The sequence below is a fragment of the Halospina denitrificans genome (genome assembly GCF_004364635.1).
Classification (GTDB): Bacteria; Pseudomonadota; Gammaproteobacteria; order Pseudomonadales; family Oleiphilaceae; genus Halospina; species Halospina denitrificans.
In genome coordinates, this window is the sequence record NZ_SOAX01000001.1 from 348156 (window position 1) to 370244 (window position 22089).

The 22089-nt window shown below is 60.3% G+C and carries 22 protein-coding genes; 10 read left to right on the plus strand and 12 right to left on the minus strand.

Annotated elements, in window-relative coordinates; translation table 11 throughout:
• Positions 1-111: 111 nt before the first annotated feature.
• Together DES49_RS01660 and DES49_RS01665 are read left to right on the plus strand one after the other, a co-directional pair.
• Positions 112-858 carry a Crp/Fnr family transcriptional regulator gene (locus DES49_RS01660; protein WP_133734640.1) on the plus strand — a complete coding sequence of 249 codons (747 nt, stop codon included), beginning with the start codon at positions 112-114 and terminating at the stop codon, positions 856-858.
• Positions 859-968: 110 nt separating this feature from the next.
• Entirely contained in the window at positions 969-1703 is a 735-nt protein-coding gene (locus DES49_RS01665) for a Crp/Fnr family transcriptional regulator (protein WP_166645956.1), read from the plus strand.
• A gap of 22 nt (positions 1704-1725) precedes the next feature.
• Here DES49_RS01665 and DES49_RS01670 read toward each other — a convergent pair whose 3' ends face one another.
• The 3 genes from DES49_RS01670 to DES49_RS01680 are packed head-to-tail and all read right to left on the minus strand — an operon-like array spanning position 1726 to position 3708.
• A complete protein-coding gene (locus tag DES49_RS01670; protein WP_133734642.1) occupies positions 1726-2178 on the minus strand; it encodes an RrF2 family transcriptional regulator in 453 nt (150 codons plus the stop codon).
• A complete protein-coding gene (locus tag DES49_RS01675; RefSeq protein ID WP_133734643.1) occupies positions 2178-3356 on the minus strand; it encodes an NnrS family protein in 1179 nt (392 codons plus the stop codon). The genes DES49_RS01670 and DES49_RS01675 overlap by 1 nt, the downstream gene beginning before the upstream one ends.
• On the minus strand, positions 3349-3708 hold the full coding sequence (locus DES49_RS01680; RefSeq protein ID WP_133734644.1) for a YbaN family protein: 360 nt from the start codon (positions 3706-3708) through the stop codon (positions 3349-3351). Before DES49_RS01680 ends, DES49_RS01675 begins: the two co-directional genes overlap by 8 nt.
• Positions 3709-3804: 96 nt before the next feature.
• Between DES49_RS01680 and DES49_RS01685 the strand changes: the two genes are divergently transcribed.
• The 3 genes from DES49_RS01685 to DES49_RS01695 all read left to right on the plus strand — a co-directional run bounded on the left by DES49_RS01685 (position 3805) and on the right by DES49_RS01695 (position 6857).
• A complete protein-coding gene (locus tag DES49_RS01685; RefSeq protein ID WP_133734645.1) occupies positions 3805-4179 on the plus strand; it encodes a SirB2 family protein in 375 nt (124 codons plus the stop codon).
• Positions 4180-4311: 132 nt separating this feature from the next.
• The gene (locus tag DES49_RS01690) at positions 4312-5274 is read left to right on the plus strand and encodes an NAD(P)-dependent alcohol dehydrogenase (RefSeq protein WP_133734646.1); all 963 of its coding nucleotides are present in this window, start codon (positions 4312-4314) and stop codon (positions 5272-5274) included.
• A 14-nt stretch (positions 5275-5288) separates the two neighbouring features.
• Positions 5289-6857 (plus strand): MBL fold metallo-hydrolase, encoded by a 1569-nt coding sequence (locus DES49_RS01695; RefSeq protein ID WP_133734647.1) that lies wholly within the window; start codon positions 5289-5291, stop codon positions 6855-6857.
• A 6-nt stretch (positions 6858-6863) separates the two neighbouring features.
• On the opposite strand, the gene DES49_RS01700 is transcribed toward DES49_RS01695, so the two are convergent.
• The 4 genes from DES49_RS01700 to DES49_RS01715 all read right to left on the minus strand — a co-directional run bounded on the left by DES49_RS01700 (position 6864) and on the right by DES49_RS01715 (position 10305).
• A complete protein-coding gene (locus tag DES49_RS01700) occupies positions 6864-7868 on the minus strand; it encodes a GGDEF domain-containing protein (protein ID WP_243864810.1) in 1005 nt (334 codons plus the stop codon).
• A gap of 61 nt (positions 7869-7929) precedes the next feature.
• On the minus strand, positions 7930-8535 hold the full coding sequence (locus tag DES49_RS01705) for a gamma-glutamylcyclotransferase (protein WP_133734648.1): 606 nt from the start codon (positions 8533-8535) through the stop codon (positions 7930-7932).
• Between the two features lie 82 nt (positions 8536-8617).
• The gene (locus tag DES49_RS01710; RefSeq protein WP_133734649.1) at positions 8618-9475 is read right to left on the minus strand and encodes a DUF2846 domain-containing protein; all 858 of its coding nucleotides are present in this window, start codon (positions 9473-9475) and stop codon (positions 8618-8620) included.
• Between the two features lie 95 nt (positions 9476-9570).
• The gene (locus tag DES49_RS01715; protein ID WP_133734650.1) at positions 9571-10305 is read right to left on the minus strand and encodes a glycerophosphodiester phosphodiesterase; all 735 of its coding nucleotides are present in this window, start codon (positions 10303-10305) and stop codon (positions 9571-9573) included.
• Between the two features lie 332 nt (positions 10306-10637).
• Here DES49_RS01715 and DES49_RS01720 point away from each other — a divergent pair, with 332 nt between their 5' ends.
• On the plus strand, positions 10638-11783 hold the full coding sequence (locus DES49_RS01720; RefSeq protein WP_133734651.1) for an efflux RND transporter periplasmic adaptor subunit: 1146 nt from the start codon (positions 10638-10640) through the stop codon (positions 11781-11783).
• A complete protein-coding gene (locus DES49_RS01725; protein ID WP_243864811.1) occupies positions 11780-14827 on the plus strand; it encodes an efflux RND transporter permease subunit in 3048 nt (1015 codons plus the stop codon). The genes DES49_RS01720 and DES49_RS01725 overlap by 4 nt, the downstream gene beginning before the upstream one ends.
• Before the next feature lie 211 nt (positions 14828-15038).
• Here the strand turns inward: DES49_RS01725 and proX are convergent, their stop codons facing one another.
• The 3 genes from proX to DES49_RS01740 form a co-directional block, all read right to left on the minus strand.
• Positions 15039-16076 carry a glycine betaine/L-proline ABC transporter substrate-binding protein ProX gene (proX, locus tag DES49_RS01730; RefSeq protein ID WP_133734652.1) on the minus strand — a complete coding sequence of 346 codons (1038 nt, stop codon included), beginning with the start codon at positions 16074-16076 and terminating at the stop codon, positions 15039-15041.
• Between the two features lie 98 nt (positions 16077-16174).
• Entirely contained in the window at positions 16175-17077 is a 903-nt protein-coding gene (locus tag DES49_RS01735; RefSeq protein WP_133734653.1) for an ABC transporter permease, read from the minus strand.
• 11 nt (positions 17078-17088) lie between these two features.
• A complete protein-coding gene (locus DES49_RS01740; RefSeq protein ID WP_133734654.1) occupies positions 17089-18321 on the minus strand; it encodes a quaternary amine ABC transporter ATP-binding protein in 1233 nt (410 codons plus the stop codon).
• Positions 18322-18532: 211 nt separating this feature from the next.
• Here DES49_RS01740 and DES49_RS01745 point away from each other — a divergent pair, with 211 nt between their 5' ends.
• Positions 18533-19189 carry a HEPN domain-containing protein gene (locus DES49_RS01745; protein WP_133734655.1) on the plus strand — a complete coding sequence of 219 codons (657 nt, stop codon included), beginning with the start codon at positions 18533-18535 and terminating at the stop codon, positions 19187-19189.
• Here DES49_RS01745 and DES49_RS01750 read toward each other — a convergent pair.
• Positions 19182-19820 (minus strand): uracil-DNA glycosylase family protein, encoded by a 639-nt coding sequence (locus DES49_RS01750; protein WP_133735018.1) that lies wholly within the window; start codon positions 19818-19820, stop codon positions 19182-19184. The genes DES49_RS01745 and DES49_RS01750 overlap by 8 nt on opposite strands.
• Positions 19821-19919: 99 nt before the next feature.
• Here DES49_RS01750 and DES49_RS01755 point away from each other — a divergent pair, with 99 nt between their 5' ends.
• Together DES49_RS01755 and DES49_RS01760 are read left to right on the plus strand one after the other, a co-directional pair.
• Positions 19920-20942 (plus strand): hypothetical protein, encoded by a 1023-nt coding sequence (locus DES49_RS01755; protein ID WP_133734656.1) that lies wholly within the window; start codon positions 19920-19922, stop codon positions 20940-20942.
• Positions 20943-20951: 9 nt separating this feature from the next.
• Positions 20952-21317 (plus strand): hypothetical protein, encoded by a 366-nt coding sequence (locus DES49_RS01760; RefSeq protein WP_133734657.1) that lies wholly within the window; start codon positions 20952-20954, stop codon positions 21315-21317.
• Between the two features lie 38 nt (positions 21318-21355).
• Here the strand turns inward: DES49_RS01760 and DES49_RS01765 are convergent, their stop codons facing one another.
• Positions 21356-22030, minus strand: a complete 675-nt coding sequence (locus DES49_RS01765) for a hypothetical protein (RefSeq protein ID WP_133734658.1) — start codon at positions 22028-22030, stop codon at positions 21356-21358.
• Between the last annotated feature and the right edge of the window lie 59 nt (positions 22031-22089).

The following is a 22089-nucleotide window of genomic DNA, read 5'->3' on the forward strand; positions in this document are numbered from 1 at the left end:
CTGAGCGAACCGACTGGTAATACCCCTTTCGGGGAGCAGCATTTCTCTCTCCTACCCTGTAAAATATCAATTCGTAGTCGATGACCTTTTACATTCGCACAGGGGGCAAGCATGACATCCTGCGACGCGCTGAAACTTGTAGACGCCACCAATATCCGTCTGGCCGAGCCGATCCGGTGTCCACGCCTCGACAACTGTGCCATCCACCGGCATTCGTTCTTTCATAACCTCTCGGACGAGGACCTGGCGACACTCTGCCAGCGCAGCAGGCTGCACCGTCTGGAGGCGCGGCAGATGTTGTGCCGCGAGGGTGAGCCGGCGCAGCGGTTCTTTATTGTGCTGTCCGGCCAGCTCAAACTTTACCGGGTGAGCGACCAGGGTTCGGAACGCATTCTCGGCAGTGCGGGCCCGGGGGAAGTCCTCGGTGAAATGCCGGCCTGCGCGCCTGAGGGAACCTATCCCTGGTATGCCCAGTGCCTCGAGAACACCGAGGTCCGCTCCTTCAGCGGCAGTCTTCTCCGGGATATGGTCGGCCAGCGCACGGATTACATGATGAACATCATGAGCTACATGTCGGATGCGTCGCGAGAGGATGTGAATGCCCGTGAGATTCTAAGCAGCCAGAACGCGCGCGATCGGCTTGTGAATTATATCCTCCAGCGACTGCCGGAGAATCGGAGCGCTCCCCAGGAAATGGAATTTCCCCTGCCGAAGGGGCTGACGGCCTCGCTACTGGCGATGCAGCCGGAGACGCTCTCCCGCATCCTCGCCGACCTGCGCCGCAAGGGGCTGGTGGACGTGGAGCAGCGCCGGGTCAGGGTTCACGACAGGAAGACGCTCGCGTCCCTGGCGAGCTGATCGTATTAATCCCGACTGGATTGCAGGGCCCCATGCCATGATATAAGATGCACACATAATGAATCTTATATGGGCGACATCAGCCCATGGCCACGCAAAGAGGGGTCTGTATGCGTGAACGACTGATTAACGATCATGAACGGCAACGGGTTGAGTCGGTGCTGACACAGCATACTGTGTTGAGTGCCATGAGCGAATCCGAGTGCAGAAGCCTGCTTGGCTCCGTTGTCAGTCTTGAGGCGCGGGCCGGCGAGGTCATGTTCAGTGAAGAGCGCCCTGCCCGTTACTGCATGCTGATCGCCGAGGGGGTGGTCGCCGGCGTCCGATACACGGCCGGCGGCGATGAAAAATTCTTCCGTACCTTCCATGTGGGCGATATAGCCGGTCTCACCGCCATGTTTTTGCCGGAGGGCCGCTATCTGATGAGCTACCGAGCCCTGGAGCCGGCCCGGGTCTTCGGCCTGCCCCGCAATTGCCTGCGCGCCATAGCCGAGTCCAACGGACGCTTTGCGGCCGGCATGCTTGAGCACACCAGCTGCCGTCTCCAGGCTTCGCTGAATCAGGTGGATTTCTTTACGGACAGTTCCGCCGAGCAGCGTGTGGCGGCCTTCCTGCTTCAGCTCCGCTCCCAGCAGAACAGCCAGGAAGTCCGGCTGCCATGTCGACAGAAACAGGTGGCACTGTTGCTCGGCGTCCGGGAGGAGACGGTTTCCCGGGTTCTCAACGACTTCCGTCGTGAAGGCGTTCTGGCCTCCCACCGGAGTCCCATCGGCTTACTGGATGTGGATTTCCTGGAGCAGCTCGTGGGCCCTGAGCGTGCGCATCTTCAGCTTGGTGCGTTCTAACACTCCGTACGGCAGGCTTTTATCATTCCAGTTCCCCGTCCAGGGTCAGACCCAGGTGCTGGCGAAGTTTCTGGGCCCTGGGAGAGGTCACATCGTCCAGAGTGTACTCATCCAGTTTGGCCAGGAAGGCCTTAAGGGCGTCGTCCAGTATGAACTTGAGCTGGCAGCTTGGCGTGATGACGCACTGGTTGCAGGGCCCGAAACACTCGGCCAGTATCAGGTCCGGCTCCATGGTCCTTACCAGTGTTCCAAGGTGGATCTCATCCGATGGCAGGGCCAGCTGAAGGCCGCCACCCTTGCCACGGGTTGTCGTCAGGTAACCTTCGCGCTGCAGGTTATGGGCGACTTTCATCAGGTGGTTCCGGGAGATGCCGTAAGCCGCCGCAATCTCCCTGATGGTGCCCCGCTGTCCGTCCCGCAGTGCCACGAACATCAGCATGCGCACGGCATAATCGGTATAGAGTGTCAGTCGCATCAGCCCGGCTTCCCGTCCGCTCGTGGCCGGCAGAGAATGCCGGCGTAGTTGTAGAGGTAGATGGCGAAGGCGACCGTCCAGAGGGCGCCGCTGGCGGAGACGCCCAGCTGCCAGCCAAGGCCGCCCATGCCCGTAATCACCCGTATCAGCGCACCCAGGTGAATAAGGATGAATGCCGTGGTCATGCCGCTGGGCAGCGTCAGGGTGCGCCCGGTATGGCCCAGGGCAACACGGCTGATGACCCCAAGGATCAGCCCGCCCATGGCCCCAAGCCCAATGGCGTGGACCCATACCGTTGCGGGCCACCATCCCAGCTCGCTGCCGCTGAGCAATACCAGCCCGGCGGGAATCCAAAGCAGGGACAGATGCAGGATCCAGAGCAATGGCTCGTGCCGGATGCGCCAGCCCCGCCACAGCAGTATACGGACGAGAGAGAGCGCGCCCGCAATCGCGGAGGTGGCCGCAATAACCAACGGGGGCGCCAGCAGGACGCTGAGGAAGGTTACCGCCATGGCGGCAAGGACGGCCCATTCAAGCCAGGGAAGAATCAGGATGCCCTCCGTGGGAAGGCCACGACCCCGAAGCCAGCCCATGGAGAAATTGGGCGTTATACGCCCGCCGATGACCAGCATCAACGTCATGGCCATGATCAGGGCGCCCAGTTCAAACGAGGCACCCGGCATTGCGAGGAATCCCAGCTGCATGAGCCAGAGCCCGGCAAGTACCAGCAACACGACAATCTGGCGGCGCTGACCTGCCCGCCAGATGCGAAGCCCCGCATCCAGCACGACAAGTGGCAGGAACAGCAGGTTAACGGCCGCAACCAGGGCGTAGGGCAGAGGGGCGCCCAGGGTGATGAGCAGTCGCCCCGCCAGCCAGACTCCCCAGAGACCGGCCAACTGCCATCCCCGGGTGCGCTCGGTCCCGGTCCAGACACAGACGGCTGTCAGGAGAAAACCCGCAATGGCGGCCGAAAGCCAGGCAAAGAGCATTTCGTGCTGATGCCACTGCAGCGCCGGCAAAGCCAGGGGAAGATCAAGTCGCCCGGTTATGGCGCCAACCCAGAGAGGTACGATCAGGACCGCCTGAACGGCCAGCGAGAGGAAGAATATGCGGAACGGATAGCTGAACAGCTGAGAGGCGCTCAGGCGATCCGTTGGGGGTTGCGCTTCAGGCATCGGGTCGACTCCAGAGCCAGACGGTCACACAGACCAGAAAAGGCGGTAACAACCATTGAAGCAGCTCGGGTACCGGTGAGAGCAGGACCAGGACGATGCTGGTGGCGATCAGTGCTGAGGCCAGCCATTTCGCCTTTCGGGGAACCGAGCGATTTTCCCGCCACCGACGGATCGGAGGGCCATAGGTCGGGTGTTCCAGCAGGCGCTGTTCGAGCTCCGGCCATCCATGACTGCCCGCCCAGGCTGCGACCAGGAGGAAGGGCACTGTGGGCAGCCCCGGGAGGGCCACACCAATGGCGCCGAGGAGAACCGCTGCTGAGGCCAGTAATCGCCATAATGCCTTGCGTATCATGGTCGGGGTCCGCTAAAAGGCTGTCATACCGCATGACAGCCACAGTGTACCTGATATAAGATTTACAGGAAATACATCTTCTAAGTGGGATGAATCATGGAGTATTACCCGATTCTCAAGGGCGTGCACATGCTGACCGCCTACCTGACGGCGGGGCTGATGTTACTGCGGCTTGGACTGGATCTCGCCGGAAAGACAGGCTGGAGGAAGACACCGCTGAGGTGGATTCCGCACCTGAATGACACCATCCTGTTGGCTGCGGCCCTGGTGCTGGTTGTCGTAACCGCCTGGATGCCCCTGGTCCACCATTGGCTTACCGCCAAGATCATTCTGCTGCTCGGTTATATTGTGGCCGGAAAGTGGGCGCTGGACCTGAAAAGGTCCGGCGCTGTCAGGGGTGTTGCCGCGCTTGTTGCCCTGTTCCAGCTTTTGCTGATCTTCCTCCTGGCGGTCACGAAACCCGGATTCTGACGGAAGCGGTAATGCCGGATTGTGGATGCGGTCATATCGTGCCCACCAATAATGCCCTGTCATGCACTAGGAAAATCAGCTGGATAGCGTCTACACTGAGTCGTAGCCGCGACCAAAACAGGGAGTCCCGCCATGAAGGCCATCATTTACAGGGCGTTCGGAAGTCCAGGTGTACTGGAGTGGGTGGACGACTGGCCCAAACCGTCGCCCGGTAAGGGCGAGGTCCTGGTGAAGGTTCGCGCCGGTGGCCTCAATCCCAAGGATATCCTGCTTCGCAAGGGCGCTTTCCACCCTTTTCTCGGATTTCTGGACCGCGAGCCTCTGCCCCGGGTCAGTGGCCTGGAGATGGCCGGAGAGCTTGTGGAAAAGGGCGATGATGTGACCGATTTTGCCATTGGTGATGCTGTGGCGGGCATGAGTAACCGCTTTCACGGTGGTGTACACGCTGAATTCGCCCTGCTCAAGGCTGATGAGGTGGCGCTGTGTCCGACCGGCGTGAGCTGGAGCGAGGCGGCTGCGATTCCCCTGGCGGGACTGACGGCTCTCCAGGCGCTGCGCGACTGCGCCAACGTCAAACCGGGCCAGAACGTGCTCATCAATGGTGCCAGCGGCGGCGTTGGCCACTTTGCCATTCAGATTGCGCGTAACCTCGGCGCAACAGTGACAGCTGTATGCAGTGAGCGGAACCTGCATTTTGTCACGGAACTGGGCGCCAACCACACGGTCGATTACCAGCAGACCCCCGCGCCGGCCATCAACGGGCCCTTCGACTGCGTTTTTGACGCTTTTGGTAATTACCGCGCCCATGACTTCCGTGACAGCCTTGCGCCCGGTGGTATCTACGTGAACACCATTCCCAGCCGCGCTACCCTTCCAGCTGAAGGGTTGGCCCGTATCGGCCTGCAGAAACGCAGCCGGCTCGTGCTTGTGCATTCCAATCTGGCGGATCTTGAAGTCTTGCGCCAGTGGGTGAATGAGGGCAAGCTCAGGGCTCATATCGATAAGGTGTACCCCATCTACCATGTGGAAGACGCTCACCGGCATATTGAGACCCGTCATACCCGCGGCAAGGTGGTTCTGGAAGCAACCTGTTAGCGCGGAGTGGCGGTGTGACTGACATTCGGCCAGCCTCCACCCTGGTTCTGGTTCGTGATGGTTCCGAAGGGATAGAGGTCCTTCTGCTCCAGCGCACCCGCAATGCGGTTTTCCTGCCTGGCTTTCACGTATTCCCCGGTGGTGCCCTGAGTGGCGAAGACGGAGATACCCCCTTCACCATGGCGGCGCTGCGGGAGTGTTTCGAGGAGGCGGGCATTCTTCTGGTGCGCAACAGCGGGGAGGAGGCGGATGTGCACCTGCAGCCGGAAACCACCCACAGAAGCCGGATCGATGCGGGCACCCTGAGCCTGAGCGACTACTGCACCGAGCGGGGCCTGGAACCCGCGACGGACTCGCTGATCTACCTGGGCCGCTGGATCACGCCGCCGGGTCCGCCGCGCCGCTTTGATACGCACTTCTTCCTGGCGCGGGTTCCGGCTGGGCAGGAAGCGTTCCCGGATGGGGCGGAGACCGTGGACCACGTCTGGATCACTCCGGAGCAGGCCCTGGATGAACATCTCTCGGGAAAGCGGCTTTTTGTTCCCCCGACGCTGAGCACCCTGCGACGTCTCTGCAGTTACCGTCAGAGTGATGAGCTGTTGAACGCCATCGCCGGAGAAATGCCGGAGGAGGTCCCCTCTGAGCCCTGGCCTGCTGTCAGGCAGGGTGAAGCTGTCCAGGTGCTGCCCGGCGAGAGCGGCTATGATGAGGTCCGCTTTCTGGATCCCCAGCGTAAGGGGGCGTCATCGGTCAGCATCCAGGTAGCTGAAGCCGTGCCCCTGACGGACAGGGTTACACGGATCACTGCCCCCAATGCCGGTATCATGACGGGTCCTGGCACCAACACCTACCTGGTCCGTGACGCCAGGGGCTTTATGGTGGTGGATCCCGGCCCTTCGGATGAAGGGCATCTGGAACAGGTACTCTCCGCGACTGCTGGACAGGTGCACCACATTCTGCTGACACACACCCATCCGGACCATTCACCGGGCGCTGCATTGCTGCGGGAACGCACCGGGGCAACCGTGGTCGGGTTGCCGGCACCGGAGCTGCCGGAGCATCACCCGGAGCCTGCCCCTGACCTGGTCCCGGAGGATGGCGCCTGTCTCGGGGATGGGCCGGGACGGTTGCGGGTGCTGCACACACCGGGGCATGCCTCGAACCATCTGGCATTCCTGATGGAATCCGAGGGGCTGCTGTTTGCGGGCGACCTTCTGATGCAGGATTCCACCGTGGTCATCAGTCCCCCTGATGGGGATATGGCGGATTATATGGCCTCACTGACACGGTTGCTGGCAGAGCCGGTCTCCTGGCTGCTGCCGGGGCATGGACAGCTGATGGATGACCCCAATGCAGTGTTCGATTACCTGATCACACACCGCCATGTGCGTGAGCGCAAACTCATCGGCGCGCTGCGGGCGCTGGCTCCGGCGGATGAGCAGACCCTGCTCGGGCGTGTCTACAGTGATGTGGACAGCCGCATCCATCCCGTGGCCGCCCGCTCACTGAAGGCGCATCTGCTGAAACTTGAACGGGAAGGACGGGTTTGTCGGTCCGGCGATGGCTGGATCCTTGCGGATTGAGGGGAACTAGTCCTCGTCATCGATGATGATGCAGTCCCTGCCGGCGTCCTTGGCACGGTAAAGCGCATCGTCGGCGCGCTTTAACCAGGATTCCCAGGTTTCACCCTCATGGAGTAGCGCCGCCCCGAATGAGGCGGTAACCGGGCTGTCCGGACTGCGCAGCTTATAGCGGATTTTCTGGCGCAGGCTGTAGACCACGGCTTTCATACCCTGCAGGTCAACGCCGGGCATCAGCAGCACGAATTCCTCGCCACCGAAACGGAAAAGCTGGTCGGTCTGACGGGTGCTGTCATCCACCAGTCTGGTGAGGTGAATCAGGATGTCATCCCCGAGACTGTGGCCGTGCTTGTCGTTGATCCGTTTGAAGTAATCCAGATCCAGAATCACCAGGGCGTAGGTCGTACCCACGCGTTCGGCCGTGGAAACCGCCAGCTTGAGCGCGTCGTCCATGGATCGCCGGTTGCGGGCACCGGTGAGCGGGTCGAGTCGCGCCAGGTTCGCCATTTCCTCGCGCTGGTGTTCATTGCGCAACGCAAAGATGAAGGCGCAGGCGCTGACGACGACGCAGGTGGTGAAAAACGCAAACAGGCTTTCGGTGCTCTGCAGGGATGTCGTGTAAATCACGATCGACACAATGGTGGCCGTATTCAGAAGAATGGCTGCCGTTGGCCGTGTCAGGAAGAAGGTGGCGACCAGGACGGGATAGACCCACATATGGCCAACATTCACCAGCAGGCTGGAAATAACGACGGCCGCAATGCAGCAGAAGACCGCAAGAACAAAGCCGCTTCGCTCCGTTTCTCCGGTATACCAGGCATAGACAACATTGATCACGATCCCCAGCGATATGATGGCGTCAGTAAAACCGGCGAGGTAGTTATGCTCCAGGAAGCGATAGAACGCAAAAGGCACAATACCGAAGATGGCAGCCGCACCGAGCAGTGTAATGATGGAAAGCTGGAAATCGGTACGGAGCCGCTCCGTCATTACCTTCAGCTTCATTGTGGCCATGAGCGTCTCATTCTGGCTTTATTGTTATGATTATGGCCATTGGTTGGAATGGTGTATTCCATCATCCGGCTTCTGAACTGTAATGGGGTTTATTATCCGCCGCAAGCATGGCCCGCAGCTGGCGTTCAATTTCGAAAACATGCGGATCTTCCACTTGCATATGCCTGAGTGCGCCTGCAAGCGCTAGCGCATAGTCCGCATTGGGGCCGCTCGGGCCCTGGCACTGGAGAATCCTGGCTGCAATATCGTATTCAGGCGCGGGGCCGGCGAAAGCCGGGTTGTCTTCAGTGGCGATATACACAAGGGCGTCCACGCTATCCCCGTCGTTCAGCGTCAAGGGCTTGAACAGTCGCAGGTAGCCGTTTTTCTCGCGGACATCGAGATGGCTGAACACATCGGGGCTCACGCGATAGGCAATCCCGGTGCAGCGCGCCTGGGAATCGGGCATGAGGGTAACCACGCGACCGGGACGTTCAGGGGTCCCCCGGTGGTCGTGAGAGCCCTGCCAGAACCGACGCTTCCAGCCATCAAGAGTAGCCTGGCGCGCCTCGAGAAATTCAAAGCCGACTTTATAGATCAGCGAGCCGTAACCAAAAAGCCAGACCGGCTGGCCGTCTTCGGGAAGGAGATTGGCACTTTGGTTACGTTCGATGGTATTGGCTGACATGGCGCTTCTGTTCCGGAGATTAACAACAGGTTACGGATTACGGCGCCCGGCGTCGTTTACGAAATGTTACTGAGAATAACGATTACCCGAAGGGCCACCACCAGTGTCCGTCGCTTTCCTGCGCCAGACGCTCTTCGCGCTCGCGTTCCAGCTGACGCAGTTTGCGGTCGGTTTCAAGGCGTTTGGTGGGTCCCCCGCCCCAGGGCCAGTACCAGGAGGCCGATTCATAATCACCACTTTCCTTGAGGGCCTGGATCTCCTCCTTCCGCTGCTCCAGGAGCTCAGCACGCCGGCGCTGGTAGTCCGTCTCAAGGTTGTCCTCGACAATGGACTGCGCCGCACTGTTGTGAACCGCCACTTTGTCCAGCAGCAGGCGGGTCTCCCGGATTTCAGGCAGGGCGGTTTCCTCGGGCACCAGGCGGGCTGGGCCCTTGCTCAGTGGGTGCCCCTCCGGCAGCCCTTTATAGGTGGATTCCGGATCATCCACTTCCGAATAACGCAGGTAATAGGTTTCACCCGCTTCAACCTTGAATTCGGTATCCAGAATGTGGTCAAAGATCAGGGTAATGGGCCCCATGTGCTCCACGCCCTCAATGCCGTTGAAGGGGCGACGGATATCGAACTCGCGTTGGCCGGCCAGGATCACAAGCCAGGTGTAGCCATTGGCGCGAAGGTTGAAGTAATGGTTGTCATCCACGTAGAAGCTGGGCGCCATAATCTCGTCATTGCCCCACTGGGATTCCGGGCGGTAGAAGTAGACAAGCGCCTGTTTCTTGCCGTTCCACTTATAGCTGGGAACGGGAGAAAACTCGGGGCCCGTCACTGGGCGGACGTACGCGCCCATATCCTTACCCAGGGACTGATAGATTTTCATGCCGCAACCGTTGAGCAGCAGCATTGAAAGGAGGATAAGGGTTAGAGCCGGCGCCTTTGTCCGCATTACGAAATCCCTGCCGAGTAAATACACAGCCGGAGATTACCATCTTTACAAGATGTGATTTGAGAGGTACTGCAAAGATGGCGAGGAAACGGGGCCTAAAGTGCCGGGGGTCTGCCGTTGATCAGGATCTCGTCGGCACCGGCCATGAGCGCGTTTTCCATATCCCGGACCTGCTCCGGGAGATAGGCGAGCAGGTGCGCCTTGCGACCATGGTAGTGGCCGGTGATGCGCGAGTCGTAGAGGTTTCTCCCCATAAAGCGCGGGGGCAGGGAGTAGGTCCGGGCCTCGCGGATACGGCCAAGCAGTGGCAGACCGAGCAGGATTGACGCCCCGGCACGCCGGCACTCTTTCGCACCAGCCAGTGTTTGCGCGCCGGGCATAAGCATCTTCAGGGCCACCTCGTCCTGGGGTCGCCACATCAGAAAGCGCGCATTGCGGACAATCCAGTCGAGTTTTCCGGTTTCCCGCGCCCAGTGCGACAGTGACCGCAGGGTCCGCAGAGCATGCTCGGGCTTGATGTCCAGTACCCAGCGCGCCCGGTCAAAACGCTCCATGAACCGCTCGAGGGTCAGGCCGGGTTGGCCGCAGTGGTAGCGGATCTGGCGGAAGTCGTTAAAGCTGAGGGTCTCGATGCGCCCGGACTTGCCGGCCGTGCGGCTCAATCTGGCGTCATGATGCAGAACCAGTCCGCCATCCACGGTGGACCGAAGGTCGGTTTCCAGGTGTTCGAACCCCGCGTCCAGTGCGGCGTCAAAGGCAGCCTCGGTATTCTCGGTATACCGTTCATCCAGTCCGCGGTGGCTGATCCATGGGTTCGACATGCTGCTCATTCTGTCGGAGCTGTCCTGCAGGCGTTGCGTGATTCAAGGCCTAATAGTGGCGGATTCGGGCTGGTATGCCAAGGGCGGTGGGGAAAACGCCCGGCCGGGTGGCCGGGCCAAAACGATCATGAAAGGCCTGAAAGCAGGGTTTCAGGTTATCCGCATGATTACCTTTTACAGTTATGGGTGCATTGGCTGGACAATCACTGGCCCCTGTCATCCCGGTCATCCCGGTCATCCCGGTGTTGTCCTCACAAAACCGGAAGTGGGCCACATACGCTCCCGCTGACTTCAGTATGCTGCTACCCTTGCGTCTGCAATGAACACCATGGAAACAATTCATGAGGCAACTGATAAAAAAGAAGACGGCAGTCATGCCGCTGGCCACGATCGCACTGGCGCTTGCACTTGTGAGCACAATACTGCTCTATGCGCATGCTGAAAGCGAGCCGGGTCCAACACCAGAGAGGGACCGATTGCTCCCGGTGGCAACGTTCAGCCCGGAGCAGGTGGACCAATTCCCCGTAACGACGCGTTATACCGGGCTGGTCCAGTCGAGGCGCGCTGCCACCCTCGCGTTTGAGCCCGAGGGGCGTGTCGCTCGCATTGCCGTCGAGGCGGGGGAAACCGTGACCCAGGGGCAGGCTCTGGCGGCGCTTGATACCCGTCGTCTTGAGGCCTCGCTGCGCGAGGTTGAGGGTGAAATCGAGGCGACAGAGGCGGCGTTGACTCTGGCGAGGGAGGAAGAGGAGCGCCAGCGCAACCTCAGAAGCGACGGCGCCAGCACCCGTCGTGATGTGGACCGGGCGGTGGCGGAACGACGCCAGCGCCAGGGGCAGCTCAACAGTCTGGCGGGTCGCAGGGACCGTATCCAGGCAAACCTGGACGATGCCGTTCTCACGGCCCCGTTCGACGGCGTCATTGCCGAACGCCGGGTTGAACAGGGCGATCTTGTCGCCGCCGGTACGTCCGCGTTCCGCATTCTTCAACCGGACAATCTTGAAGCCCGGATCGGGATGCCGGCGACCCAGGCCCGCCACTATGAGGTGGGGGACGCCGTGCGCCTGACCATCGACGAAACCAGGGTCCAGGGCCACATCCTGGACGCCCTCCCCGAAATTGATCGCGCCCGCCGGACCATGACCCTGCGCGTTGCCCTGGTGGATGATGGCGGAACCCTGGTGCCCGGACAGATGGCCCACCTGCATCATCAGGGCAGCGTCAGCGAGGAAGGGTTCGTGGTCCCGGAAACGGCCCTGACCGGCGCGCGCTCGGGCCTCTGGGCGCTGCTGGTGGCCGAGCCAGTGGCGGATGACCGTTACCGGGTTCGGCGTGTCAACGTTGAGTGGCTCAACAGTGAGAATGGCCGTGCCCTGGTCCGTGGCCCGCTCGACCCCGAGATGAAGGTCATCGCCGACGGCGCGCACCGGGTGGTTCCGGGTCAGGCGGTCACCATCGTGGATCAGGCCGAGGACGAAACGCGGTGATTGAGCGCTTCCTGTTCAATCGCCGTCTGCTGATCATGGTTGTTGGCCTGCTGATCGTATCGGGTCTGGCTGCCATTGAAACCCTGCCAAGGCTCGAGGACCCCCGGATCGTGGCCCGTAATGCCCGGGTTCTGACGGTCTATCCGGGGGCGGATCCGCAGCAGGTCGAAGCCCTGGTCAGCCGTATCCTGGAGGATGAAATCCGCACCCTGCCGGAAGTGAAGGTGGTCTCTTCAACCTCCCGGGAAGGCATCTCCAGCATCGCCATCGAGCTCCAGGACAGTGTGACCCGGGTTGAGCCGGTCTGGAGCCGGGTCCGTGACAGGATCTCCGAGGCGCGTTCGGATCTGCCGGACGAGGTTTCCCGGCCTCGCCTGATCGATGATCGCTTCTATGCGTTCTCCATGGTTATTGCCCTGACCCGTACCGATGAAGGCAGCAGCCACAATGTGCTGGCCCGCTACGCGGATCGCCTGGAGGAGCGCTACCGCGCCATGCCGGGAACGGATTACACCAACCAGTTCGGGCGTGCCGAGGAGGTTATCCAGCTGGACGTGGAACCGGCTGAGCTGGCGCAGATGGGACTTTCCGCCGCGGATCTGGCCAGGCGCGTTCAGGGCGCCGATGCAAGGCGGCCCGCGGGTGTGCTCGATAACGGGGGCTCCCGAAGGGCCGTGGAAATCGCCGGGGCCTTCGGGGACCTTGAGCGGGTGCGTGACGTTACCATCAGGATCGGCAACGGGCAGCGCGTTCGGGTTGGTGACATTGCCGAAGTGCGTCGCAGTGTGGCCGACCCGCCGGATCAGCGAGCGCTTCTCAATGGGGAAGAGACCATCCTGCTCGGGGTGCGCATGGCCGGCGGGGGACGAATTGACGCCTGGTCCGAACAGGCACGCCAGGTCCTGGAGGAATTCGAGGCCACCATGCCCCGGGATCTGGACGCCCGGGTGGTTTTTGACCAGAGCGGCTATACACAGCAGCGCCTCGAGAGCGTGGTGGGCAATCTGCTCCTCGGCCTGGTCATCGTCGTGAGCCTGCTGTTCCTGACCCTGGGGTGGCGCGGCGCGCTGGCGGTTGGCGTGGCCATTCCGGCAACCATGCTCCTGGTCATGAGCCTGTTCCGCATTGTTGGTGTCAACGTTCACCAGATCAGCATTACCGGCATTATCGTCGCCATCGGCCTGATTGTGGACAACGCCATTGTCATTACCAACGCCCTGCGTGAGCGCCTGGGTATGGGGGAATCCCATGTCGAGGCGGTCCGTCACACCCTGCGCCATTTCGCCGCTCCATTGCTTGCCAGCACCCTGACCACCATTCTTGCTTTCATGCCAATTGTGCTGATGCCTGGGAGTGCCGGGGAATTCGTGGGGCCTCTGGCCATTGCCGTCATACTGGCGCTGATCAGTTCCTACCTGGTAGCCATGCTCATGATCCCGGCCATCAGCCCCCTGATGCTCACGCGGCCAACGCCCTCACGAACGCCGGGACCCGGCCGGGTGATTCGGAGACTCCAATCGCTGGTGAGTCTGGCTCTGCGCCGACCGGTGACCGCGATTCTGCTGACCGTGTTGCTGCCGATCCTCGGCGCTGGCCTGCTGCCGACAATGCCAATCAGCTTCTTCCCCGCCGCGGACCGGGACCAGTTCCAGGTGCAGGTTCGATTGCCTCCCGGGGCGTCGGTTGAGCGCACGCACGAGGTGGCTCGGACGATGACGAGGGTCATCCGCGCTGACGACGATGTGGAGAACGTGTGGTTTGTCGCGGGGAACAACGCACCCATGGTCTACTACAACCTGATCCCCCGTGATGACAACAACCCGGCCTTTGCCCAGGCCATTGTCGATACCCGCTCCGCCTCGGTGACCACCTCGGTGATCGAACGGCTCCAGGACCGACTGGATCGAGAGTTTCCCGGTGCCCAGACTATTGTCCGCCGCTACGAACAGGGGCCGCCGGTTGCCGCTCCACTGGAGCTCAGGCTCTACGGGCCGGACCTCCCCGTGCTGGCGGATCTGGGCAATCGGATTGCCGCCCTCATGCATGGATTGCCTGAAGTGACCCACGTACAGACCCTCGTCGCCAGGGATCGCCCAAAACTGCGCCTGGAGCCGGACCAGGAAGAGATTGCTGCACTCGGGCTGAGCGGCGAACAGGTGGCTGGACAGCTGGATGCCCTGGTCAGTGGCCGGCAAGGGGGTTTCATGCTTGAGGAAACCGAACAGATGCCGGTACAGATCCGGTATCCCGAGTCGTGGCGCCAGGACCCGGGCACACTGGCCGGGGCCCTGATCCAGGGCGATACCGGCGTGGGCGGCGTGCCCGTCGGAGCCATCGCCAGCCAGGCGCTCATACCCTCCTGGCGGTCCATTCGCCGCCGGCAGGGCGAACGTGTACAGGTGATCCGCGGCTACCTTGAAGTGGGAGAGCTGGCGCCGGATGTCATGCGCAACCTGGACGCAACCCTGGAAGAAGAGCTCTCGCTGCCTCCGGGGTACCGGCTGGAGACCGGAGGCGAGGCCGAGGAACGCAACGAGGCCGTCACGCGTCTGCTCAGTTTCGTGGCGATCCTGATCCTGCTGATGTTCGCCACCGTCGCCCTGACGTTCAACTCCTTCCGCCGCGCCTTCATCGTCTTCTTCAGCGGCGCCCAGGCGTTCGGGCTGGGACTGTTGGCCCTGGCAATAACAGGCCAGGCCTTCGGCTTCATCATCATCGTCGGCATCATGGGCCTGGTCGGCGTCGCCATCAACGCCACCATCATCATGCTCGCCGCCCTGGATGAAGATGATCAGGCCCGTAGCGGCAGTATCGGCGCCATGGTCGATGTGATCACCGGCCCGACCTTCCGCCACATCGGCTCCACCACCCTCACCACCTTCGGCGGCCTGATCCCCCTCATGATCGCCGGCGGCACCCTCTGGCCCCCATTCGCCCAGACCTTCGGCTTCGGCCTCCTCCTGGCCACGGTAATCGCCCTAGTGGTGACGCCAGCGGCGTACAGGCTACTTTGTGCAGAAGGTAAGAAAGGAGAGGTGCAGTAGCTGCCAGGTAGGTTGAAAGAGGCATGGGGGGAGCGCTTTCCGGGAATGTCCGGAGCCATGGATGGCGGAGGCAAGCGTACAGGGATGTATTCACAGCGGTTCCCGGAAAGCGCTCCCCCCATGCCTCTTTCAACCGGGCGGATGCTGTAAATACGAACGCAAAAAAAGGGGCTCCGAAGAGCCCCTTTTCATACATCAGTGAAATCGTCGCTTACTTGGCCGCCTCGCGAGCCGCCTTCAGCCACTTGTCCACCTTATCCTGGTTTTCCTCAATCCACTTACGAGCAAGCGGCTGGACCTCGCTGTCATCCAGATCCTCATCGCTCATCTTGCCATCGACCTGGCTGATCCACTTCAGCGGAATCTCAGCCTGCTTGAACAGCTCCTTGGCAGCCGGATTCTCCTCCAGGAACTTGTTGTTCGCAGCAACCTGGATGTCAGCCGCAACAAAGCCCATCTCGATGGGATCGGTGACAGCGCCGTCAATGCCGGAAGCCTTCTCGTTCTCGTCCTCGACAATGCCGGGCGCATTGATCCAGCTAACGTCCTCACCCGGTACCAGCTTCAGGATCCACGCGCTGGGGCCCCAGGTCATATAGAGTGTCGGGTTGCCTTCCTCGATCTGCGACAGTGCCTCTGTGAAGTTGGCGGAATAGCCCGCGTCCACGTGATCAATGCGATCGCCAAGCTCAAACTTGTCGATCATGGCATTGATGCCTTCGTGGCAACCCCATCCGGGCGGGCACCCATAGAGCTCGGCCTTGCCATCATCATCGTGGTCAAAGGCATTGCGGACTTCCTCGCGATCCGCGATGTCCATGATGCCTTCGATGTCATATTTCTCGATGGCCTCGTTGTTTACCAGATAGCCCTGGAGGCCACAGCCGCTGCACAGCGGATCAAAGATGGTGATGGTGTCATCCGCATTGTCCGGAAGCTGGGGATCATGCAGAGGGAACCAGCCGTTGGGCCAGTAGTCCACATCGCCCTCGGACATGGCCAGGTAGGCCACCGGGTTCTGCAGTGACATCGGGTCTTCCACCTCGTAGCCGAGATCGCTCAGCAGCTCGATGTAGACCCAGCTTACCGGGATGGCCGATGTCCAGGTTGCTACAGCCGGCTGGACGGTAACGCCCTTGCCGGGCTTGTGGTTGTCCGCATGGGCACTGCCGACAGCGAGTGCCGCAATGAACGCGAGGGCCAGGGTCTTCAGGGAAGCCCCGTTACCCTTGAGTTTCAGGCTAGTCATGACATTTTCCTCCGTTTTTCAGGCGCCGGCTCATGCCGGCTTGTGACTGTGCCAATAGACGACCCCGAAAGGGGCCGTTATCCCTACACAGATGGTTTTTATTCGTCGCCGCCTGCCCGGTTTCCCGGTGCCTTATCACCCAGGCCCTGGGTGATACGGTCGAGAACCATGGCCAGCAGAACAATGCCGAGACCACCGACAAAGGCCTGCCCGATATCCAGTCGGTTGAGACCCTGGAAGACCTCCAGGCCCAGACCGCCGGCCCCGATAATGGCGGCGATCACAACCATGGACAGGGCCAGCATAATCGTCTGGTTAAGCCCCGCCATGATGGTGGGCAGGGCCAGGGGCACCTGCACCTTCCACAGAATCTGCCGGGGCGTTGAACCGAATGCGGTCGCCGCCTCCGTGTACTGGCCCGGAACCTGTCGAATACCCAGGTTGGTCAGGCGGATGGTCGGTGGCATTGCGAAAATAATGGTTGCAATCAGCCCGGGCACATTGCCGATGCTGAACAGCATCACCGCCGGTACCAGGTACACGAAGGGTGGTGTTGTCTGCATGATGTCGAGTATGGGGCGCAGGATTGTATAGGTGAGATCCTTGCGCGAGCACAGGATGCCAATGGGGATGCCGATCACCAGGCAGAAGAGCACGGCGGTGATGACCAGTGACAGAGTCACCATCAGGCCGTCCCACAGGCCCATGAAGCCGATAATCGTAAAGGCGATGATCGCGAAAAGACCCACTTTCCAGGAGGCGGAGCGCCAGCCAATGACGAAGAGCACCGCCAGGAAGATCAATGGAGGCGTGGACGTCAGAAGCCACTGAACCGACTCCATGACCGCCTTAACGGGTGGACTCACATAGGTCCTGAAGAAGCTGCGGAAGGTATCAACCAGCCAGTTCACAAACTGGGTGACCCATTCCTCGATAGGGATGTTGAACAGCTCGAACGGATCGCTGAGAAAACCGCCAAGCATTGGAATCAGATCATTCATGATAGGGGCCCTCAGTCGTCCTGCGCGTAACCGCGCTTCTCGAGAATTCCGTTGATCAGTTCGGGCTCGTCAATCACGCCCGTCATGCGGCCTTCGCTGTCGTTCACTACGACAGGCAGTTCGGAATAGGCGCGCCCTCTCATGACCTGCTTCAGGATCGTGTCCTCCTGGCAGTAGACCGCGGCATCGGTATGGCGTGCCGGGGCGTTGTCCGCCTCATTGATGCAGGTCTCGAGTGCGTGGATTGACACGTTGTTGCCCTCAAAGGTCATCCGCTTCAGCTTGCCGTCCTTATCAACGCCAAACCGGATTTCCGGGTAGCCCTTGCGGTGCCAGTATGTGACGTCCTGCTCTTCGCCGCTCGCCTCAAAGTGCCTGTCCTTGAATGGCAGGGCTACGGTGCTCGCCGTGATGACGCCGGTTGGGTCGGCGTGTTCCACGAAATTTGCGACATACTCCGTCTTCGGATTGACCAGAATCTCTTCCGGGTTACCGATCTGAACGATCTCACCCGCCTCCATGATGGCAATGTGATCGCCAATGCGCATGGCTTCATCGAGGTCGTGGGTGATAAAGAGGATGGTGCGGTCCAGTTCGCGCTGGATCTTGATGAGCTCATCCTGCATCTGGACCTTGATCAGCGGATCGAGTGCGGAGAAGGGTTCGTCCATTAACAGGATTTTGGCCTCGGTGGCCACGGCCCGCGCAAGACCGACCCGCTGCTGCATGCCGCCGGAAAGCTCGTTGGGGTAATGGTCGCCCCAGCCGCCCAGACCCACCATCTCCAGGTATTTCTTACCAAGTTCTTCGCGCTCGGCCTTATCCCGGCCCTGCACTTCAAGGCCGTAGACCACGTTCGATAGAACGGTCCGGTGGGGAAAGAGGGCAAAATGCTGGAAAACCATGCTCATGCGCGACGAACGCATCTGTCGGAGCGTCTGCTCGTCCATCGATGCGATATCCTGGTCACCGAACTCCGGGTCATCCAGGATGATCTTGCCGTAGGTGGGTTCAATCAGGCGGTTGATGCAGCGAATCAGAGTGGACTTGCCACTTCCCGAAAGGCCCATTATGACGAAGACTTCGCCTGCCCCTACCTGAAAACTGGCATTGTTGACGCCCACCACGTGGCCGGTTTCGGCCTGGATTTCGTCTTTGGTCTTGCCCTGTTTCAATAAGGGCGGCACCGAATCCGGGTCGGGTCCAAATATCTTGGTAACGCCTTCAGCCCGTATCACTGCAATAACACTCCATCGGTTATTCGATCATGACGCCATCAGGGACCGGATTAAACGCCGGTAATGCCTCGTCTCCGGTATACGAACCTATAATCATTCCTGGCGCAGGTCAAACAACATCCTGAGTGCCAAAGGACTTTCAGTGCGCTGACACGGCTTGTGTCCAATGCTATAAAGGGCCCGGAACGCCGGCGGGTAAAGCTAGGGAGAGGAATAAATGCCAGATGACTTCGAGGTCCTCAAGGCCCGGCACAGAACGATACGGGAGCAGCTCCCGGACTCCCTGGATCTGCGGGTTCATCGTGCGTTGAGCTGGCTGAACCGCTCGGAGCAGTGTGCGGATGATGACGGTCGCTTCGTCTTCCTGTGGATTGCCTTCAATGCCGTCTATGCCCAGGAAATGAGGGCTGAGACGCCCATGCCGGAACAGCGGGTCCTGCGTGATTTTCTCGAGAAGCTCGTCCAGCTGGATCGCGATGGGCAGCTCTCCGCGGTGGTCTGGACCGAGTTTCCCAACGCCATTCGCCTTCTGCTCAATAACCAGTATGTCTTCCAGCCCTATTGGGACTGCCAGAACGGTGTCAGGCCAAGGGGCGAGTGGCACGGGCTGTTTGAGCGCGCCAAGGTAACGGCATCCCGGGCCCTGGGTTCCAACGATACGACCCGGGTTCTGGGGGAGGTTTTCTCAAGACTTTACACTCTGCGCAACCAGATCATGCATGGCGGCTCCACCTGGAACAGCTCCATCAACCGGGAACAGGTGCGCGATGGCGCCAATATCCTGGGCCAGCTTGTGCCGGTGATCATTGCCATTCTCATGGCCCATCCGGAGGCGGATTGGGGGGATCCCTGCTACCCGGTGGTTGCTAACTGATCAGGCGACGAACCCGGCGCTGCAGTTCCGGCAGAAGCTCCTCGCCAAACCAGGGATTGCGGCGCAGCCAGGCGTTGTTGCGCCAGGAGGGGTGAGGCATGGGCAGCACGGCCGGATGCCGATCTTCCTCCAGAATATCCCGCCAGTTTGCCACTGTCGCCGTCAGCGTTTTTCTGCGGTGACGTTCCGGCAGGTGGTAGCGCTGGGAATACTGCCCAATCACCAGAATCAGCTCCAGGTCTGGCAAGGCGGCGAAGAGCTCCTCGTGCCAGGTTTCGGCGCACTCCCGTCGTGGTGGAAGGTCGCCACCCTTGGCATCATAGCCGGGGAAACAGAAGCCCATGGGGATAATGGCAAAACGCTCGGGATCATAGAACTCTGTTTCAGTCACATCCAGCCATTCCCTTAGCCGTACGCCCGAGGGGTCATAGAAGGGCAGGCCTTTCTGGTGCGCCTTGTTACCCGGAGCCTGGCTGGCAATGCAGATCCGGGCTCCCCGGCCGGCCTGCAGGACCGGTCTGGGTTCATGGGGCAGCGGACCGCCGTACCGCGGGCAGTCACGACAGATCCGGCAGGCCCGAACGCGCCGCATCAGCTCGTCGAAACGCGTCTGCGTGTTAATGCGCTCCATCTTCTCGTCTCTGGACAGATGCAATCGGTGGCGGTAGCCTTCACACTACTGCATTTGCTTCACAGGACGGAACCTGATTCAGACTTAAGGAGAGAGTTCATGCCCGAGATCCGCTTTTCCCGTAGACAGACCACCATCAACGAGCTTATCGGTGATGATCCGCGAACCGTTGACATGTTCTGTCACGTCAATGGCATTGGAAAGCATGACCGGATACGACCCGGTCGCGTCTATTCGCTGGATGTGCACGATCCCCAGACGAAAAGTATCGTAGCTCACCTGAACAGCCTTCCCCAGGATAAGCGTAATACGCTGGCGCGTGGCGCGGGCGATATGGGGGAGGATCTGCACGCTCTGTCTGCCTTTGCCGAGGAGAACCTCAGTTCCGATAAGCTGCAGCTGATCAACAATTTTGTGGATGCTGGCAGCGGGATAGCTGCAGCCCGCCTGAATAATTTTCAGAAAGTGGTAGCCGAGTATCAGAGGGCGCTCCTGGAGTTGAGGGAAGGAGCAAAAACTGCGCACGGGCCCGGTAGGGGAGCAAGAATCCATAAAATGAAGCAGAACGCCCGCCTCGCTTTCCAGAAACTGGAAAGCCAGTACCAGCTGGAGTTGAGCCGTTTTGCCCCCGAAGCTTTGCGCGCAAAGAATCGAGGTAACGCCCTGAGTAACGCTGAGCGAGGGATAACGCTGGCGAGTCGTGATGCCAGCTCTGGAAAGGTTGATCCCAGGATCAAGGTTGCCGATGTCACCCAGGCGAGCAGGATGGCTTCAATTTCAAAAGTCCTGAACAATCTTGGTCGTGCAGCGGTGACACTGGATGGCGGTGCGCGGATCTATGGAGTAACTCAGACCCGGGAAGAAGGGGGTGATTGGTTGCGCGAAAGCTCTGTGCAGATGACGGGGTTTGGTCTTGCCGGTGCAGGCGCAGGTATAGCCGGTAAGGCGGTATTTGTTGGAGGTTCTGCCATAGCAGCAAGTGCTGGATTGATGATGGCAGGGCCGGTCGGATGGGCCGCACTTGGTGTTGTGTTTTGTGTCAGTGCCGCAGTGGGACTTGGAGTTGGCTATTATCTGGATCAACTGGGACAAGATTTTGCTTCTTGGTTGTGGGAGTTATAGGAGAGAACGGTGATTGAGCTTTCAAAGGACGTGTTCTTTCCTGTCTTTGGCGTTTGCGTATTTGCTATGGCCATTTCATGGATTGCGTTTGCACGCCTCTCAATGGCAAGGATTGAGAGCGAGATGCAGCGGGATGGCTTGCCTCGCCCCTGTTCCTGGGATGGGATCGGTTATCGGGCTTTGTGGTATGCCTATGCCATTGTGCTACCAGTGGGGCCGTGGAATCCGTCAAATGATCCGACAATCGATGTGCCTGCTGTACGGCGGTATGCAACGCCGTTTGACCGCAAGCTTGGTTTGTTTTTCATGGTTGCCGGGCTGCTCTTTGTATTTGTGGGGCTTGTGGGAGGGATCGCCCTGGATCTCCACAAGTGATGCTCAGGGTTCCGGAGGATTTGGCGTTACTTCCGCGGCTAGTCATTACCCGAACGGGTCGGGGCGGGCCATTGCAGTGTGCCGTTCTCGACCCCGATGACCATGGGTTCGGGTTGGATCATGAGAGGCGTCAGCAATCGGGTCTTACTGGTGAAGGTGGTATCAACCGGCACCGTAAAGACTTCATCAAGCTGGACGGAGACCGGGGCATTCATCTTGAGGGGGATGCTCTGCTGGATCGGGATATCAGCCGTTACCGGCACATCGAGGTTGATGGGCAGACTTCCCTTTATCGGCATCTTCATCCAGACCCCAAAGACCTTTGCCTGGATGTCGGTATCGAGTTCCAGCGTTGTGTTCACCGGGATGCGCTGGTCTATATGCACGGTCATGTCGAGGGGTACCCGGGTGTCGATATTGGCCTCGGTGGAGAACTGGTTCCTGATGGGCACCGAGACCTTTTCCTTGAGCGGGACGCTGATCTCTACCGGATTGGTCACGTTCGCGGTCATGCCCTCCGGCATGGTGATGCGGAAGGGGAGCTTTTCCGGAAGGTTTATTGATGTTGTCCGTCCCTCGTCATCGGTAACCAGGCCCAGCAGGATCATCGGCAACAGCATGAGCACGATGGCGACAATGGCGAGCGTTACCAGAACCGACGCGATGGCGGTGAGTACCAGCGCTCGCCATGTAACGGTTTTGTCCATATCCATCCATGTTCCCTCGGAGCTGAAGCACAATGGCGCATCCTAACACTCCTTGAGCGCCGTGC